Origin of the sequence: Promicromonospora vindobonensis (genome assembly GCF_042685865.1) — a bacterium.
GTDB lineage: Bacteria > Actinomycetota > Actinomycetes > Actinomycetales > Cellulomonadaceae > Promicromonospora > Promicromonospora vindobonensis.
In genome coordinates this window covers 3325400-3343868 of record NZ_JBHUOG010000002.1, presented here as the reverse complement: position 1 = coordinate 3343868, position 18469 = coordinate 3325400, and the positions used below count along the sequence as shown (strand labels likewise).

Annotated in this window: 6 protein-coding genes; all 6 read left to right on the top strand. The window is 71.8% G+C overall.

Annotated elements, in window-relative coordinates; translation table 11 throughout:
* Positions 1–10 precede the first annotated feature (10 nt).
* Positions 11–1594, top strand: coding sequence for an NADH-quinone oxidoreductase subunit M (locus tag ACFS27_RS28095; protein ID WP_377190477.1), 1584 nt, complete (start codon positions 11–13; stop codon positions 1592–1594).
* Positions 1591–3375 (top strand): NADH-quinone oxidoreductase subunit NuoN, encoded by a 1785-nt coding sequence (nuoN, locus tag ACFS27_RS28090; protein WP_377190475.1) that lies wholly within the window; start codon positions 1591–1593, stop codon positions 3373–3375. The genes ACFS27_RS28095 and nuoN overlap by 4 nt, the downstream gene beginning before the upstream one ends.
* Positions 3372–4460 (top strand): polyprenyl synthetase family protein, encoded by a 1089-nt coding sequence (locus ACFS27_RS28085; RefSeq protein ID WP_377190473.1) that lies wholly within the window; start codon positions 3372–3374, stop codon positions 4458–4460. The genes nuoN and ACFS27_RS28085 overlap by 4 nt, the downstream gene beginning before the upstream one ends.
* A gap of 57 nt (positions 4461–4517) precedes the next feature.
* Positions 4518–5918 (top strand): ATP-binding protein, encoded by a 1401-nt coding sequence (locus ACFS27_RS28080; RefSeq protein WP_377190471.1) that lies wholly within the window; start codon positions 4518–4520, stop codon positions 5916–5918.
* A 216-nt stretch (positions 5919–6134) separates the two neighbouring features.
* Positions 6135–12266: an Ig-like domain-containing protein gene (locus tag ACFS27_RS28075; protein WP_377190469.1), complete on the top strand. Its 6132-nt coding sequence runs from the start codon at positions 6135–6137 to the stop codon at positions 12264–12266.
* Between the two features lie 51 nt (positions 12267–12317).
* The gene (locus ACFS27_RS28070) at positions 12318–18377 is read left to right on the top strand and encodes an Ig-like domain-containing protein (protein ID WP_377190467.1); all 6060 of its coding nucleotides are present in this window, start codon (positions 12318–12320) and stop codon (positions 18375–18377) included.
* The last annotated feature ends 92 nt before the right edge of the window (positions 18378–18469 follow it).

Genomic DNA, 18469 nt, shown 5'->3' with positions numbered 1-18469 from the left:
CGGAGGAGAGATGTTTCCCTGGCTGACCGTGCTCATCGCATGGCCGCTGGCCGGCGCTGCCGTGGTGGGGCTGAGCGCGCTCGTCCGGTCCCGCACGGGCCCGGCGAGCGCGGGGGTCGGGCTCGCCCGCCCGCTGGCGCTCCTGTTCTCGCTGGTCGAGGTGGGACTGCTCGTCGGCGCGTTCGTCGCCTTCGACACCGGTGCGGCGGCCGAGCACCAGCTCGGCGCCGTCTACCCGTGGATCGAGGAGATCGGCGTCTCGTACGCGGTGGGGGTCGACGGCGTCGGCCTGCTGCTCGTGGCGCTCTCCGTGCTGCTGGTACCGCTGGTGCTGCTGGCCGCCTGGAAGGAGCAGGGGAGGGACGAGGTACGGCTGCGCAAGTTCGTCGGCCTGGTGCTGCTGCTCCAGGCGTTCATGGTCGCGGTGTTCTGCGCCCGTGACGTGTTCCTGTTCTACGTGCTGTTCGAGGCCATGCTGATCCCGGCCTACTTCCTCATCGGTGGGTTCGGGCAGGGCGCCGGCCGGCGCAAGGCCGCCGTGAAGTTCCTGATGTTCAGCCTGGGCGGCGGGCTGATCATGCTCGCGGCGGTGATCGCGCTGTACTTCCTCGGTATCGGTGCGGGTATCGACCCGAGCAGGGCGTTCCTCGTGGACGAGCTGGTCGCGGTCGACCTGGGGACCACCGCCGAGCGCCTGATGTTCGCCGGGTTCTTCATCGCCTTCGCGATCAAGGCGCCCATGGTGCCGGTGCACAGCTGGCTGCCCGACGTCGCGGGGAACGCCACCCCCGGCACGTCCACCCTCCTGATCTGTGTGCTGGACAAGGTCGGCACGTTCGGCATGCTGACGCTGTGCCTGCCGCTGTTCCCCGAGGCGTCCCGCTGGGCCGCGCCGCTGGTGATCGCCCTCGCCGTGATCTCGGTGCTGTACGGCGCGATCATGGCGATCATGCAGACCGACCTGCTGCGGCTGGTCGGCTGGACGTCCGTGAGCCACTTCGGCTTCATCATCCTCGGCATCTTCACCTTCACGCCGCTGGGGACCGCCGGGTCGAGCTTCATGATGCTCAACCACGGGCTGGCGACCGGTGCGCTGTTCCTGGTGGCCGGGTTCCTGATCTCCCGCCACCCGGAGAGGTCGCAGAAGATCTCCGACTACAGCGGCCTGCGGTCGGTCACGCCGGTGCTCGCAGGGACGTTCCTCGTGGCGGGCCTCGCGACGCTGTCGCTGCCCGGCCTTGCCACGTTCGTCAGCGAGATCATGGTGCTGGTCGGCGCGTTCGGCGGCTCGCCCGCCGGATCGGCCGGGTGGGCGATCGCCGCGATACCCGGCGTGGTCCTCGCCGCGATCTACGTGCTGCTGACCTACCAGAAGATCTTCACGGGAGCACCGGCCGCAGGGCTCGAAGCCCTGCCGGACCTCAGGGTGCGTGAGCGCATCGTCGCGGCACCGCTCGTGGTCGGGCTCCTCGTGCTCGGTCTCGTGCCTGGCCTGGCCCTGACCTACGTGAACGCGCCGGCCGAGCAGTCGGTGGCCCTCACGACGGTCGACGAACCGGCGGATGCCGCCACGGAGATGGGGAGCGACAAGTGACCGAGTTCGTGGCACCCGAGATCGACTGGCTCGCCCTCGCACCGCTGCTCGTGGTGCTGGGTGCGGGCGTGGTCGGTGTGCTCATCGAGGCGTTCGTGCCTGCCAAGGCCCGCCGCACGACCCAGATCGTGCTGACCCTCGCGGCTCTGGCCGGAGGGTTCGCGTTCATCGCGGTCCTGTGGCCGCAGATCGTCGTGCAGCCCGTGCAGGTCGTCGGCGGCAGCCTGACCCTCACGCCGTTCGCGCTCGGCGCGCAGGGCATCATCGCCGTGCTGGCCTTCCTCGGCGTGCTCGTCGTGGCCGACCGCACGACGACCGGCCAGGACGCGTTCGCGCCCGCTGCGTCGGCGGTGCCTGGCACCCCGTACGAGGACCTGGCCCGGCGCTCCGGCCTCGAGCAGACCGAGATCTACCCCCTCCTGCTCTTCGCGGCAGGCGGCATGATGCTGTTCGCCTCCACCGACGACCTCATCGTCATGTTCATCGCGCTGGAGGTGCTGTCGCTCCCGCTGTACGTGCTGTGCGCGACGGCGCGCCGGCGTCGGCTCCTGTCGCAGGAGGCGGCCGCCAAGTACTTCCTGCTGGGCGCGTTCGCCTCGGCACTGTTCATCTTCGGTGTCGCGCTGATCTACGGGTTCGCCGGCACGGTGCGGCTGCTGGAGATCGCCCAGCGGGTGCAGCAGGGTGGCCTGCCGCTGGAAGGCATGAGCGTGCTGCTCGTGTCCGGCGTCCTGCTGGTCGTCGTCGGCCTGCTGTTCAAGGTCGGGGCTGTACCGTTCCACGCCTGGACGCCCGACGTGTACACCGGCGCACCCACGCCGATCACCGGGTTCATGGCGGCGTGCACGAAGGTGGCGGCCGTCGCGGCGCTCGTGGAGGTGCTGTACCGCATCACGATCGGGGTCGGCAGCATCAACCCGGAGATCATGCGCCAGCTGCAGGTCGTCATCGTCGTCGTCGCCATCCTGACGATGGTCGTCGGCACCGTCGTCGGGGTGGTCCAGACCGACGTGAAGCGCCTGCTGGCCTACTCGTCGATCGCGCACGCGGGCTTCCTGCTGGTCGGCATCGCGGGCTTCAACGCACCGGTGCAGTCGTCCACGCTCTTCTACCTGCTCGCCTACGGACTCGCGACGATCGGCGCGTTCGGCGTGGTCACCCTCGTGCGCGAGCGGCGGGTCACCGCGAGCAGCGGCGAGGACAACGGCCCGGTGGGTGCGGGCGACGGCGTGGTGCTCGGCGAGGCGACGGAGATCGCGCAGTGGGCAGGGCTTGGTCGCAAGGCCCCGTGGCTCACCGCCGCGTTCGCGCTGTTCCTGCTGTCGATGGCGGGCATCCCGCTCACCGCCGGGTTCATCGCCAAGTTCGGCGCGTTCACCGGGGCGACGACGGGCGGCCTGTGGTGGCTCGCACTCCTCGGCGTGCTTGCGTCGGTGGTCGCGGTCGCCTTCTACGTGCGCCTCCTGGTCGTCATGGTGTTCCAGCCGGCGCAGGACGAGCCGGAGACGTCGGGAGCCGAGCACGGCGAGGCAGCGGTCCCGACTGGTTCGGCCAGCGAGGAGGAGGCCCCGGCCAGCGGGTCCGCCGTCTCGACGAGCGGGGCCGCCACCCTCACGAAGGTGCAGGTCACGAGCCCGCAGCGCGTCGTGGTCACCGTGGTCAGGTCCCGTGGGCCTGCCGCTGTGGCCATCGCGGTGTGTGCGATCGCGACAGTGATTCTCGGCGTGTTCCCCTCCTGGGTTCTCGGTCTGGTCGAACAGGCAAGTAAGTTCGTGCCGTGACCTCCGTACCGCTGCCGCACCAGACGACGACGGGTACGTCGGAGTCTGCCCCCTTGGCTGCTCCGACCGACCCGCCCGATCCCACCGCGCTCGGCCTGCCGATCACCGACCCGGAGCTGGCTTCGCGCCTCGCGGACCGGCTGACCGGGGTCGACGCGGTGCTGCTCGAGGCCGTCGCCAGCACCGACAAGCTGGCCGACGGTGCCTCCCGGCACCTCATCGACGCGGGCGGCAAGCGATTCCGCCCCCTGCTCACCCTGCTGACGGGTGAGCTGGGGGACGGGTCGGCGCCCGGGGTCGTCGACGCAGCGGTCGTGGTGGAGCTGACGCAGGTCGCTTCGCTCTACCACGACGACGTCATGGACTCCGCGCCGATGCGGCGTGGTGCGCCGGCGGCGCACATGGTGTGGGGCAACTCGGTGGCGATCCTCGTGGGCGACATGCTCTTCGCGCGGGCGTCCGCGCTCGTGGCCGAGCTGGGGCCCGAGGCAGTGATCCTGCAGTCCAGGACTTTCGAGCGGATGTGCCTCGGACAGCTGCACGAGACGATGGGTCCGGACGACGGCGAGGACCCGGTGGCGCACTACCTGCAGGTGCTGTCCGACAAGACGGCGGCGCTGCTGTCGGCGTCGGCCCGCCTGGGGGCGATGCTCGCCGGGGCGCCGGAGGCGCACATCGAGGCGGTGGGCGCGTACGGCGAGAAGGTGGGCGTCGCGTTCCAGCTCGCCGACGACGTGCTCGACATCGCCTCGTCCGGTGAGACGTCGGGCAAGACGCCGGGGACCGACCTGCGCGAGCACGTGCCGACCATGCCGGTGCTGCTGCTGCGGCAGCACGTCGCCACGCCCGAGGCCACCCCCGACGACCGGGACCTGCTCGCGAAGCTCGACGGCGACCTCTCCTCCGACGAGGCGCTGAACGCCGCGGTGGAGCGGCTGCGCGCGCACGCGGTGCTGGCCGAGACGCGGGAGCTGGCCGTGCAGTGGGCGCAGGCGGCCTCGGCGGAGCTGGCGCCGCTGCCGGAGGGCCCGGTCAAGGAGTCGCTGGAGCAGTTCGCGCAGGTCCTGGCGGACCGGGCGGTCTGAAAAGAAGGTTCGCCGACCGTCGACTCGAACCTACTCTAACAATGTTAGAGTAGGTTCATGTACGCGGCAGAGGTGGACCAGACGCTGACGCTTCCGCTGGCCGAGGCGCTCGAGGGCCTTGTCCGGTTGCCGGAGGGGCAATGGTTCGAGCGCAAGTCTGGTCGGATCGACCCGAAGGACCTGGCGGTCCCGCTCGTCGCGCTGGCGAACGCCGAGGGCGGCTGTGTCGTCGTCGGCCTGCATGACGGTGCGGTCGACGGCGTGCCCGGTGCACGAGTCAACGCCCTTCGCCAGGCCGCACAGGACTTCACCAGGCCGGTCGTCCGTGCCCGGGTCGAGGAGCTCGAGCTGGCGGGCGACAGGCGCGTGCTGCTTCTCCGAGTTGATCCAGGGGAGGCGGTCCATGAGACCGCAAAAGGTGACGTGTACCTGCGTGTCGGCGATGAGTCACGGCGGCTGGGCTTCGCGCAGCGCCAGGAACTTGAGTTCGACCGCGGCTCCGCGCCGTTCGACGGTACGCGGGCCAGGGGGAACGCCGACGAACTTGACCCTGTCCAGGTTGGGGCGTACCAGCTCGCCATTGGATCCTCGTCTCCGGAGGCGATGCTACGGGCGCGAGGCCTGCTGACACGCGACGGCGACCCGACGGTTGCCGCCTATCTCTTGTTCGCCGCGTCACCTCAGATGCTCTTCCCGAATGCGCACGTTCGCGTGCTGCGATACACGGACGTGGACCGTGGCACCGGGTCGCGCCTCACGCTCGACGACGATGCGGACGTGCGCTGTGAAGGCTCGATCCCGCAGCAGATCGACCATGCTGCCCGAGAGATCGAGAGGCTTCTTCCTCGCCGAAGGGCGCTCACAGGCTCCGGACGCTTCGAGGCATCAGGGATCGTGCCGCGGGATGCGTGGCTGGAAGGGCTCGTCAACGCTGTGCTGCATCGCTCCTACAGCATGGTCGGCGACCACGTGCGTGTCGAGATCTTCCCCGATCGGGTGGAGATATCGAGCCCAGGACGCTTTCCCGGGATCGTCAACCCGGACCGGCCGCTCGACATCAGCAGGTATGCCCGCAACCCGCGCATCGCGCGCGTGTGCTCGGATCTGGGCATCGCGCAGGAACTCGGTGAGGGGATTCGTCGGATGTTCGACGAGATGCGGAGCAGGGGGCTGACCGACCCGATATACACCCAGACGCATAGCGGCGTGCGGCTGGTCCTGTCATCGCTCGACACGTTGCCCCGAGAGGCCGTCGACCAGCTCTCCCGGGGTGCGCGACATGTGCTCGACGTACTACGTGCGGCCGGCCGCCCTCTGGGCACGGGGCAGGTCGAGGCTGCTGCGGGGATCACTCGTCCGACCGCCATCCGGCATCTGCAAAAGCTGCAGGAGCTGGGCATCGTCGTATGGGAAGGTCAGTCGCCGAGGGATCCCAGGGCTGTGTGGCGGATTTCCTGAGCAGCGCCTCAGGTGCGGTGCCCCCGGGGTCAAGGAGCTTGCTGGAGCACCCTGACGGCGAGGGCGATGGTCGGCTGATGGACACCTGTCTCCGGCGTCGATGAGTTCGGTCGGTCGCCCCAGGGCGGTGCTTCCGCAACCCCTGTGCATGGGCACTTCTCCCCACCTGCGCTCCCGAACTACTGACTAAGATGCAGCCTGTCGAGGGGGCGGTTCGTGGCAGACACGGTCGAGGGCAAGTTCAGGGCAACGACGGGGTTCATCGTGTCCTGGGCTCTGGTGGCGTTGTTCAGCGGTGCGCTGGTCGCTCTTGCCTTCCTGCAGGACGGCGAGGCCACTGCGGAGCTCGAGCTCAACGACTCCGGCGTCTGGGTCACGCAGACGGCGTCGGGCAAGCTCGGCCGGTTCAACGACGAGGCAGGGGCCATGGACAGCACCCTCCTGGCCGGGTCGTCGACGTTCGACGTCCAGCAGGACGAAGGGCGCGTGCTGCTCACGGACGAGGGAGCCTCGGCGGCGAGTCCTGTCGACCCCGCTCAGCTGGTGCTCGCTGGACCGGTCCAGGCACCGAGAGGTGCCCAGGTCGCGTCCGGCGGCCCGGCCACCGCGATCCTCGACCCCGAGGACGGCCGGCTGTGGGTGCTGCCGTTCGACGGCGTGACCGCTTTCGACGAGGAGGAGCTCGAGCCGACGGCGGAGCTCGGCTCCGGCGGGCGGCTCGCCGTCGCGACGGACGGGACGGTGTTCGTCGCGGTCCCGTCGGACGGGATGCTGTACCGGGTCGACACGGGTGCGCAGGGCGCGCCGGGCGAGGTCGTCGAGAGCGAGCTCCCGGTCGCGGCGGACGCCGAGGTGGAGGTCACCGCCGTCGGTGACGATCCGGTGGTGCTGGACCGGACGGCGTCCGCCCTCGTGCTGCCCGGCGGCGAGGTCGTCGACGTGCCCGGCGCCGCCGAGGGACGGCTGCAGCAGCCGTCGGACGAGAAGCGGTCGGTGGCGGTCGGCACGCCGACCGGGCTGGTCGCGCAGCCGCTGGGCGGCGGCGCGGCGACGACGCGCGTGGCCGACGGCGTCCCGGCTGCCCCCGTCCAGGTCGGCGCCTGCACGTTCGGCGCGTGGTCGGGCACCGGTCAGGTGGTGCGGGACTGCCCCGGCACGGACCGGGACGTGGACCAGAACCTCGAGGGCGCTGCAGGCGAGCTCGCCTACCGGGTCAACCGCGACGTCGTCGTGCTGAACGACGTCGCCGAGGGCACCCTGTGGATGGCTGCTGACGACTTCGAGAAGGTCGACGACTGGGACCTCACGATGCCGGAGGAGGCCGAGGGGGAGCAGACCGAGACCGAGACCACGACGCCAGAGCTGGTGGACCAGTTCATCGCCGAGCGGGACAAGCCCAACCGGGCGCCGACGCCGGAGGACGACGACCTCGGAGTACGCCCTGGCCGCACGACCGTGCTGAACGTGCTGGGCAACGACACCGACCCCGACGGCGACGTGATGACCGTGTCGGTGGCCGACCCGCCCGAGAACGCCAAGGGCATCACCGTGCACCGCGTGCTTGAGGGCCTGGCGCTCCAGGCGGACGTCCCTGCGGACGTGTCCGGCTCGGCCACTCTCACGTACACGGTCGACGACGGCCGTGGTGGTACGGCCGACGCGAAGGTGCGGGTCCGCGTGGTGCCGCCCGGCTCGAACGAGGCGCCCGTGGCGAACGGCGAACCGGTGCTCCGGGTGGCGCAGGGCGGAGAGGCGACGATCAAGGTGCTGCCCTACTGGCGTGACCCGGACGGCGACGACCTCGTGCTGTCGAGCGCCGCCACCGGTGACACCGCCGACGAGATCCGGTTCCGCCCGGACGGCGCCCTGGAGTTCCGCGACGGCGGCGGGGCGACCGGGCGCAAGATCGTGGACCTCACCGTCAGCGACAGCGGCGGCATGGTGGGCGAGGGCAGGCTCCTGGTCGACGTCGTCGCGGCGGAGGAGCCGCCGGTCGCCGTCGGCGACCATGTGGCGGTCCCGGCCGGGCAGCCCGTGACGGTCTACCCGCTGACGAACGACACCGACCCGAACGGCGACCGTCTCCGGCTGGCCGACGTCGGCGAGCAGGCCCCCGCCACGATCACGCCGAACTTCGCGGCCGGCTCGTTCCGGTTCGTGAGCCAGGAGCCGGGATCGTACGACCTGACCTATCAGGTGAGTGACGGCCCGGAAGCGACGCTGGGCCTGGTGCGCGTGGACGTGCTGCCCCCGCCCGAGCAGGACGGCGCCCCGGTGACGGTGACGGACACGGTGCTCCTGCCGGCCGGCGGGTCCGCACTCGTGGACGTGCTGGCGAACGACACCGACCCGGCCGGCGGCGTCCTCGTCGTGCAGTCGGTGACCGTGCCCGACGGTGCTCCGGTCACCGCAGCGGTGCTGGACCACCACGTGCTGCGGATCAGCGAGGTCAAGCGCCCCGAGGGCCCCGTCACCATCGAGTACACGGCGGCGAACGGTACGGATACCGCCGTCGGGCAGGTGCGGGTGGTGCCGGTGCCAGCCGCGACGAAGCTGCGCCCGCCGGAGGCGTCCGCGGACGAGGCGACGGTGCACGCCGGCGACGTCGTGACCATCCCTGTGCTGACCAACGACGCCCACCCGGACGGGCTCGAGCTCACGCTCGCCGAGGAGCTGGTGGAGGAGCCGGAGACGGGCGAGGCCTTCGTGTCGCAGGACGCCGTGCGGTTCAAGGCGGGCCCCGACCAGAGCGGCACCGTCCACCTCGTCTACGAGGTCACCGACCCCAACGGCCAGAAGGACTCCGCCCAGGTCACCGTCACGGTGGTGGACGACGACGAGAACGCCGCCCCGCAGCCGCCCGACGTCACCGCGCGGGTCCTGGCCGGGGCGAGCACCCGGGTCGCCCTTCCGCTGGAGGGCAGCGACCCCGACGGCGACCACGTGCAGCTCGAGGCGATCACGTCGGCGCCGACGGCGGGCACCGTCGACATCGTGGACGGGTACCTGGAGTACACGGCCTCCGCGAACGCCGCCGGCGAGGACCAGCTCACCTACTCCGCCACGGACACGCGTGGCGCGACCGCCACCGGCACGGTCCGCGTCGGGGTGGCGACGCCGCCGCAGGTGAACCAGCCGCCGCTCGCCGTCGACGACGAGGTGTCGGTGCGCCCCGGCCGGACGATCGGCATCGACGCGCTGGAGAACGACTCCGACCCGAACGGCGACCAGGTGGGCCTGGTCCCGAAGTCGTTCGACGGTGCGGGCGACCTGGAGCCGGCGGTCGCGGACGACCTCGTCGTCGTCACCGCGCCCGACGCCGAGGGCACGCACACGTTCTACTACGGCATCGAGGACTCGTTCGCCGCGCGTGCCACCGGCGCGATCACCGTGGCCGTGGCCAGGGACGCGCCGCTGCTCCGTCCCGTCGCGCGGGACGACGCCGTCGCACCGGAGGACGTCACGTCATCCACCGTGACCGTGGACGTCACGGGCAACGACCTCGACCCCGACGGGCTCGCCGCGGACCTGGAGGTCACCGTGCCGGGCCAGGGGCCGGACGGCGCCACCGTCACGGACGACGGGGAGATCGCCGTGCCGCTGACGGGGGAGGCGCAGGTCATCACCTACGAGGTCACCGATCTCGACGGGCTGACCGGCAAGGCGTTCCTGCGGGTGCCGCGGGACGGCACGCTGCCGCGGCTCCGCGACGGCCTGGCGCCGGTAGAGGTGGTCGCCGGCGAACCCACCCCGCTGGACCTCACCGAGTACGTCGTGGTCGCCGAGGGCCGTGCGCCGCGGATCACCGACGAGGCGAAGGTCGCTGCCACCGAGGGCGACCACGAGGTCACCGGGCCGGCGGCGGTCACCTACACCGCCTACCGGGACTACTCCGGCCCGGCCGCCCTGACGTTCGAGGTGACCGACGGCTCGGGCATCGACGACCCCGACGGCCGTACCGCTCTGCTCACGCTGCCGCTCACCGTGCTGCCGGGCGAGAACCAGCCGCCGGAGATCTCCGGCACGCCTGCGCTGGAGGCCGCTGCGGGGGAGGAGACCGCGCTCGACCTGTCCCGCTTCGTCACCGACCCCGACGACGACCCGCTGACCGTGACGGTCGACGGCGACACCGGCGGGCTCAGCCTCGCGACCGAGGGCACGACGGTGCTGGCCACCGCGGCGCCGGACGTGCCGAAGGGCACCAGTACCACCGTCGGCTTCACGGTGTCCGACGGCGGCCATCCGCCGGTCGCTGGGCAGCTCACCGTCACCGTCGTGGCCTCGACGCGCCCGCTCGTGCGGGCCACCACCGACGAGGTGCCGGACGCGCACCAGGGCGAGCCGGTCACGGTGGACGTGCTGGAGAACGACGTCAACCCGTTCCCCGAGGACCCGCTGCGGCTCGTCTCGGCCCGGCTGGAGTCCGGCCGGGGCGCCGTCGAGACCGCTGGGGACAGCGTGACGGTCACCCCGCCCGCCGACTTCCACGGGGTGGCGGTGGTGCGCTACCGGGTGGCCGACGCGACGGACGACCCGACCCGCGAGGTCGAGGGCATAGCCCGCGTGACCGTGCTCGGCGCGCCGGAGACGCCACGTCCGCCGGTCGTCGAGGAGGTGCGGTCGGAGACGGTGGTGCTGAGCTGGGACCCGCCGTCGGACAACGGCGCGGAGATCACCGAGTACCGCGTACGGCCCAGCCAGGGCAGCGTCACCACCTGCCCCACCACGACCTGCACGATCACCGGCCTGACGAACAACAAGACCTACACGTTCACGGTGACGGCGAAGAACGAGGTGGGTACCTCGGGTGAGTCGGGGGCGTCGGAGGAGGCGCGGCCGGACGAGAAGCCGGACCCGCCCGCTGCGCCGAAGCTCGTGTTCGGTGACGAGCTGCTGACGGTGACGTGGCAGAACCGGTCGTACACGGACCGTTCGCCGATCGAGTGCGTGAACCTGGAGATCAGCCCGGCCCCGCCGTCGGGCGCGATCCAGAAGACCTGCCTCGACGGCACCCGGACGGTGTGGGAAGGCCTGCGCAACGGCACCGCCTACACGGTGCGCGTGCAGGCACGGAACGCGGCTCCCGACCCCTCCGAGTGGTCGGACCCGTCGGCGCCCGAGACGCCCGCGGCACCGCCCGCCCGGCCTGCGGCGCCGTCGGCGTCGCGCCTGGACACCGCGGTGGGCGGGCAGATCACGGTGCGGTGGACCGCGCCGGCGACCAACGGTGCCGTGATCGAGAAGTATCACCTGACCGTGTTCCGGAACGGGAACAGGGAGGACACGGTGCCGGTGACCGGCACGTCCAAGGCGCTGCAGCAGCTCGATCAGCGGTCCGCGTACGAGTTCATGGTGGTCGCGCAGAACAAGGCTGGACGGTCCCCGGCGAGCCCTCGGTCGAAGGCGTTGGAGCCGTACGGCACTCCGGTGGTCCCCGGCACGCCGACGGCCGCGCTGATCAAGGGCGACACCAACGGCAAGGCGCGGGTGTCGTGGGGCGAGATCGACAAGTTCAAGTTCCGGGGCAACGGCCCGTACTACCAGGTGCGGGCCGACGGGTCGGCTCAGCGGCGGGCCTCCGGGTCCCCGTACGACTTCACCGGCCTGACCAACGGCCGCGACCACACCTTCGACGTGCGGGCGTGCAACGCCCACGCCTGCTCGGCCTGGACGGCGCGCTCCGGCGCGGTCAACCCGTACACCGTGCCTGGTGCGCCACCGGTCGACTGGTTCAAGGACCTCGGGGACGACGGAAACTTCAGGATCTGGGCGCCCGACAACAACGGTGGGCGCACGGTGAACCTGATCGAGTGGCGGCTGAGCGGTGACGCGACGCGAGAGGGTTCGCGCTCGGACCCGGGGGCCGGCTGGCAGTCGGGTCAGCATGCGTTCCAGGTCAACGTGCCGACCGGTTCGGGCCAGAGCTTCACGGTGCGGGCCCGGCTGTGCAACGCCGCCGGGTGCGGTGCGTGGGCCCAGGAGTCGGGCAGCACGGGCAACGTCGACAGCGACCGGACGCTCGCGACGTACAAGGGCGCGAACGCGGTGGGTTTCACCAACGACGACGGGTCCACGTGCACCAGCTCCTCGTGCCGGTACCTCGGCCTGCGCCTGCGCAACGCGACGCCCAACTTCGCGTTCGGGGTCGCCTGCTACACCGGAGACCGAAAGTTCGCACCGACGGCGGACGGCAACCTCTTCTTCGAGCAGACCCATGACGGTCGGACGTTCAGGACGGACGCGAACGGTGACTTCACGGGCGAGCTGCCGTGCGCCTGGGGCACACCGGGCGCCCAGGTGCACGTGGGCACGTACAACTGGGGCCCGGCCACGGCGGTGAGGTGGTGAGCGGTCGGACCACGCCCGTTCGCGCTGCGAGCCACGACTGAGGGATGACCTGTGCCTGGACTGAAGGTTTCGCCGCGTTCGATCATCTCGGGTGGCGTCGTGGCCCTGGTCAGCGGGGTGCTGGTGCTCCTCGTCCTCGTGCAGGACGGTGAGCCCACCGCGCAGATCGACCTCAACGACTCGGGCGTGTGGGTCACCCGGACCAGCAGCGGTGAGCTGGGCAGGTTCAACCACGAGGCGCGGGCCCTTGACGGTTCGCTCCTGGCGGGCACCGCCGAGTTCGACGTCCAGCAGGACGAGTACCGCGTGCTGCTTGCGGACACCGGTGCGTCGTCCGCCAGCCCGGTGGACCCGGCGCACCTCGCGCTGTCCGGCACCCTTCGCGCCCCGAAAGGCGCGCTGCTCGTCTCGGGCGGTCCGACGACGGCCGTCCTTGACCCCGAGGACGGCCGCCTGTGGGTGCTTCCCTTCGAGGGAATGCTCGCCTTCGACGAGGAGGAGCTGAAGCCCACCGCGGACCTGGGCCACGGCGGCCGGCTCACCGTCTCCGACGCCGGCACGGTCTTCGTGGCCGTCCCCGCCGACGGGACCCTGTACACGTTCGAGACCGGCGCGCTCGGCGGCGTCGGCGACACCTCCGAGACGGGGCTGGCGGTTGCCACGGACGCGGAGGTCGAGGTCACAGCGGTGGGCGACGAGCCGGTGGTGCTGGACCGCACGGCGTCGAACCTCATCCTTCCCGGCGGTGCGGCTGTGGGGGTCGCCGACGGGGCCGAGGCCAGGCTCCAGCAGCCGTCGGTCGAGGCCGACGTCGTCGTGGTGGCGACACCCGGAAGCCTGGTCACCCAGCCGCTCGGGGGCGGGGACGCGACCGTGCGCCGGGCGGGCGGTAATCCGGCGGCACCCGTCCAGCTCGGGGCGTGCACGTTCGGTGCGTGGTCGGGCACCGGTCAGGTGGTGCGGGACTGCCCCGGCACGGACCGGGACGTGGACGAGATCCTCGAGGGCGCGGACGGCGAGCTCGCCTACCGGGTCAACCGCGACGTCGTCGTGCTGAACGACGTGGCGGCGGGCACCCTGTGGATGGCGGCGGAGGAGTTCGAGAAGGTCGACGACTGGGACCTCACCATGCCTGAGGACGCCGAGGGGGAGCAGGTCGAGGCCGAGACCACCACCCCGGAGTTCGTGGACCAGGCCGTCGCCGAGCGGGACAAGCCGAACCGGCCACCGCAGCCCAAGGACGACGACCTGGGCGTCCGGCCCGGCCGCACGACCGTGCTGAACGTGCTGGGCAACGACACCGACCCCGACGGCGACGTGATGACGGCGTCGGTCGCGGAGGGGGACGCCGGAGGGACGAGCGGCATCACCGTGCACAGGGTGCTCGACGGCGCCGCGCTGCAGGCCGACGTCCCCGCCACCGCGTCCGGCACGGTCACCTATACCTACACGGTCGACGACGGCCGTGGTGGCTCCGCCGACGCCGACGTCCGGGTCCGCGTGGTGCCGCCCGACGAGAGCGAGCCGCCCGTTCCCGTCGGCGAACCGGTGCTGCGCGTCGCACAGGGCGGCACCGCCGACATCAAGCTGCTGCCGTACTGGCGGGACCCGGACGGGGACGACCTCGTGCTCGCCACCGCCACGACCGTCGGCGCGGACGACGAGGTGCGGTTCCGGCCCGACGGCAGCGTCGAGTTCCGGGACGGCGGCACGGCGACCGGCCGCAAGATCGTCGACGTCACCGTGGCCGACTCCGGCGGCCTCGTGGGCGAGGGCCAGCTCCTTGTCGACGTGGTCGCGGCGGAGGAGCCGCCCGTGGCGGTCGGGGATCACGTGGCCGTCGTGGCCGGCCGAGCGGTCACCGTGTCCCCGCTGACGAACGACAGCGACCCGAACGGCGACCGGCTGCGGCTCGTCCATGTCGGCGAACAGGCTCCCGCGACGATCACGCCGAACTTCGCGGCCGGCTCGTTCCGGTTCGTGAGCCAGGAGCCGGGCAGCTATGACCTGACCTATCAGGTGAGCGACGGCCCGAACGCCACGCTCGGGCTGGTGCGGATCGACGTGCTGCCGCCGCCGGAGAAGGACGGCGCCCCGGTGACCGTGACGGACACGGTGCTCCTGCCGGCCGGCGGGTCCGCGCTGGTGGACGTGCTGGCGAACGACACGGACCCGGCCGGGGGCGTGCTGGTGGTGCAGTCGGTGACCGTGGCCGACGGTGCTCCGGTGACCGCAGCGGTGCTGGACCACCACGTGCTGCGGGTCAGCGAGGTCAAGCGCCCCGAGGGCCCGGTGACGATCGAGTACACGGCGGCGAACGGTACGGAGACCGCCGTCGGGCAGGTGCGGGTGGTGCCGGTGCCAGCCGCGACGAAGCTGCGCCCGCCGGAGGCGTCCGCGGACGAGGCGACGGTGCACGCCGGCGACGTCGTGACGATCCCGGTGCTGCGGAACGACTCGCACCCGGACGGCCTGGAGCTCGGGCTGACGCCGGAGCTCGTCGAGGAACCCGGCTCCGGCGAGGCGTTCGTGTCAGAGGAGGCGGTGCGGTTCAAGGCCGGTGCGGCAGGGACCACCGAGCACCTGGTCTACGAGGTGACGGACCCGAACGGCCAGCGGGACTCCGCCCAGGTGACGATCACCGTCGTCGACGACCCGGAGAACGTGGCTCCCCAGCCGCCCGACACCACCGCGCGGGTGCTCGCCGGGGCGAGCACCCGGGTGGCCCTCCCGCTGGAGGGCAGCGACCCCGACGGCGACCACGTGACCCTCGAGGCCGTGACCGACCCGCCCACGCAGGGCACCGTCGACATCGTGGACGGACAGCTGGAGTACACGGTGGCAGAGACCGGCGCAGGGCCGGACGAGATCGGCTATTCCGTGACCGATACCCGCGGCGCGACCGCCGGTGGGACCGTCACCGTCGGGATCGCTGCGCCGCCGCAGGTGAACCAGCCGCCGCTCGCTGTCGACGACGAGGTGTCGGTGCGCCCCGGCCGGACGATCGGCATCGACGCGCTGGAGAACGACTCCGACCCGAACGGCGACCAGGTGGGCCTGGTCCCGAGGTCGTTCGAGGGCGCCGGCGCGCTGGACCCGGTGGTCACGGACGACCTCGTGGTCGTCACGGCCCCGGACGAGGAAGGCACCCATACCTTCTACTACGGCGTCGAGGACTCGTTCGCCGCCCGCGCGACGGGCGCGATCACCGTCGAGGTCTCCCGGGACGCTCCGCTGCTGCCTCCGGTCGCGCGGGACGACGTCGTCGCGCCGGAGGACGTGACGTCCTCTGTGGTGACGGTGGACGTGACGGGTAACGACCTGGACCCGGACGGTCTCGCCGCGGAGCTGTCGGTCGCGGTGCCCGGCGCCGAGGACGAGGGCGTCACCGTGTCCGACGAGGGCGAGGTCGCCGTCCGGCTCGGTGCCGAGCCGCGCGTGCTGACGTACGAGGTGACGGATCCCGACGGCCTGACGGCGAAGGCGTTCCTGCGGGTGCCGCGCGACGGTACGTTGCCGCACCTGCGCGACGGCCTCGAGCCGGTCGAGGTGACCGCAGGCGAGGCCACCGACCTCGACCTGACCGACTACGTGGTCGTCGCCGAGGGGCGCACCCCGCGGATCACCGAGGAGTCGAAGGTCGCGGCAACGGAGGGCGACCACGAGGTCACCGGCCCCGCCTCGCTCACGTACACGGCGTACCGGGACTACTCCGGTCCGGCGGCGGTGACGTTCGAGGTGACCGACGGCACCGGTCCGGACGACCCGGAGGGCAGTACCGCCGTGCTCAGCCTGCCGCTGAAGGTGCTGCCGGGAGAGAACCAGCCGCCCGCCATCAGCGGCACACCCGCACTGGAGGCCGCGGCGGGCGAGGAGACGGTGCTCGACCTGTCCCGGTTCGTCACCGATCCAGAGGACGACCCGATCACGGTGGAGATCACGGGATCGGCAGAGGGCCTGAGCCTCGCGACGGAGGGCACCAGCGTGCGGGTCACCACGGCACCGGACGCTGCGCTGGGCAGCCGTGCGCCGATCGGCCTCACCGTGTCGGACGGCGGGCATCCGCCCGTCGTCGGCGAGCTGGCCGTCGCCGTGGTGGCCTCGAACCGCCCGCTGGCTCGCGCCAACACCGACGAGGTGCCCGACGTGCACCAGGGCGAGCCGGTGACGATCGACGTGCTGGCCAACGACACCAACCCGTTCCCGGCCGATCCGCTGGAGCTCGTGGACGCGCGCCTGGAGTCCGGCGAAGGAGCGGTCGAGGTACGGGGCGACGAGGTAGCCGTGACGCCGCCCGCCGACTTCCTCGGCGTGACGGTCGTGCGGTACCGGGTGGCCGACGCGACAGGCGACCCGACGCGCGAGGTCGAGGGCACCGCGCGGATCACCGTGCTGGGCGCGCCGGAGACGCCACGTCCGCCGGTCGTCGAGGAGGTGCGGTCGGAGACGGTGGTGCTGAGCTGGGACCCGCCGTCGGACAACGGGGCTGAGATCAGCGGCTACACCGTGCGCTCCAGCCGGGGCGGCACCACGGACTGCCCCACGACGACCTGCACGGTGACCGGTCTGACGAACAACCAGACGTACACGTTCGCGGTGCAGGCCGACAACGAGGTGGGCAGCTCGCCCTTCTCGCCACCGTCCGACGACGCGCGGCCGGACGAGAAGCCGGACCCGCCCGCTGCGCCGGGGCTCGTGTTCGGTGACGAGTCGCTGACGGTGACGTGGCAGAACCGGTCGTACACGGACCGTTCGCCGATCGAGTGCGTGAACCTGGAGATCAGTCCCGCGCCGGCGTCCGGCGCCATCCAGAAGACGTGCCTGACCGGCACCCGGACGGTGTGGGAGGGCCTGCGGAACGGCGTGGCCTACACGGTGCGGGTCCAGGCGCGGAACGCCGCTCCCGAGCCGTCGGAGTGGAGTGCGCCGTCGGCGCCGGAGACCCCGGCCGCGCCTCCGGCCCGGCCTGCGGCGCCGTCGGCGTCGCGCCTGGATACTGCGGTGGGTGGGCAGATCACGGTGCGGTGGACGGCGCCGGCGACCAACGGTGCCGCGATCGAGAAGTATCACCTGACCGTGTTCCGGAACGGGAGCAGGGAGCGGACGCTGACCGTGTCCGGCACCTCGCAGGCGCTCCAGAACCTGGATCAGCGGTCCGCGTACGAGTTCATGGTGGTCGCGCAGAACAAGGCTGGACGGTCCCCGGCGAGCCCTCGGTCGAAGGCGTTGGAGCCGTACGGCACGCCGGTGGTGCCTGGTACGCCGAAGGCTGCGCTGGTCAGGGGGGACACGAACGGGAAGGCGCGGGTGTCGTGGCGTGAGATCGACGAGTTCCGTGGCAACGGCCCGTACTACCAGGTGCGGGCGGACGGGTCGACGGAGAAGCGGACGGCAGGTTCCCCGTACGACTTCACCGGTCTGACGAACGGCCGTGACCACACCTTCGACGTGCGGGCGTGCAACGCCTATACGTGCTCGGCCTGGACGGCGCGCTCGAACCCGGTGAACCCGTACACGGTGCCAGGCAGGCCGACCATCGAGTGGACGAGGGACCGCAGCGACGACGGCTACTTCACCCTGTACCGGGCCACCTCCAACGGGGGACGCACGATCACGCAGACCGACTGGGTCATCAGCGGTGACCGTGATGACTCGGGCACGTCGCCGAACGCGACGAGGCGCGTGACCGTCCCGACCGGGCCGAACCAGAGCTTCACGCTCAAGGCTCGAAGCTGCAACGAGGCCGGCTGCGGCTCCTGGACCTCGAAGACCGGGACGACGGGCAACGACGACTCGAACCGTTCGGTGCGTACGGAGAAGGGCAGCAGCGCCGGCGGCGGCGCGAACTACCTCAGGCTCGTGGTGCGCAACGGCGAGCCCGGCACGACGTTCGGGGTCCACTGCGTCGCCGACGGCGAAGCGTTCCACCCTGACACGTTCGGCTCCGACGGCTCCAGGTACTTCGAGGGCTACGACCGCTTCGGCGACCGGCTGGCGCTGGACGGCAACGGCAACATCGATACGGAGGTCGGCTGTACCTGGAGCCGGTCGGGATCGGCGGTCTGGTTCCGGACCGGAGCCTGGGGCAACGCCTCGTCCGTCATCTGGTGACCCGGTGTCGCCAAATTCACCCCGGCCCGGGGCCCCGGTACGGCGTCGTCGTCCCGGGGCCCCGCTAGGCTGCGGCCACCGCTGCGAACTGG

Coding starts and splice junctions, on each gene's coding strand:
- ACFS27_RS28080 (WP_377190471.1), top strand. CDS start 4,518: ATGTACGCGGCAGAGGTGGACCAGACGCTGACGCTTCCGCTGGCCGAG.
- ACFS27_RS28095 (WP_377190477.1), top strand. CDS start 11: ATGTTTCCCTGGCTGACCGTGCTCATCGCATGGCCGCTGGCCGGCGCT.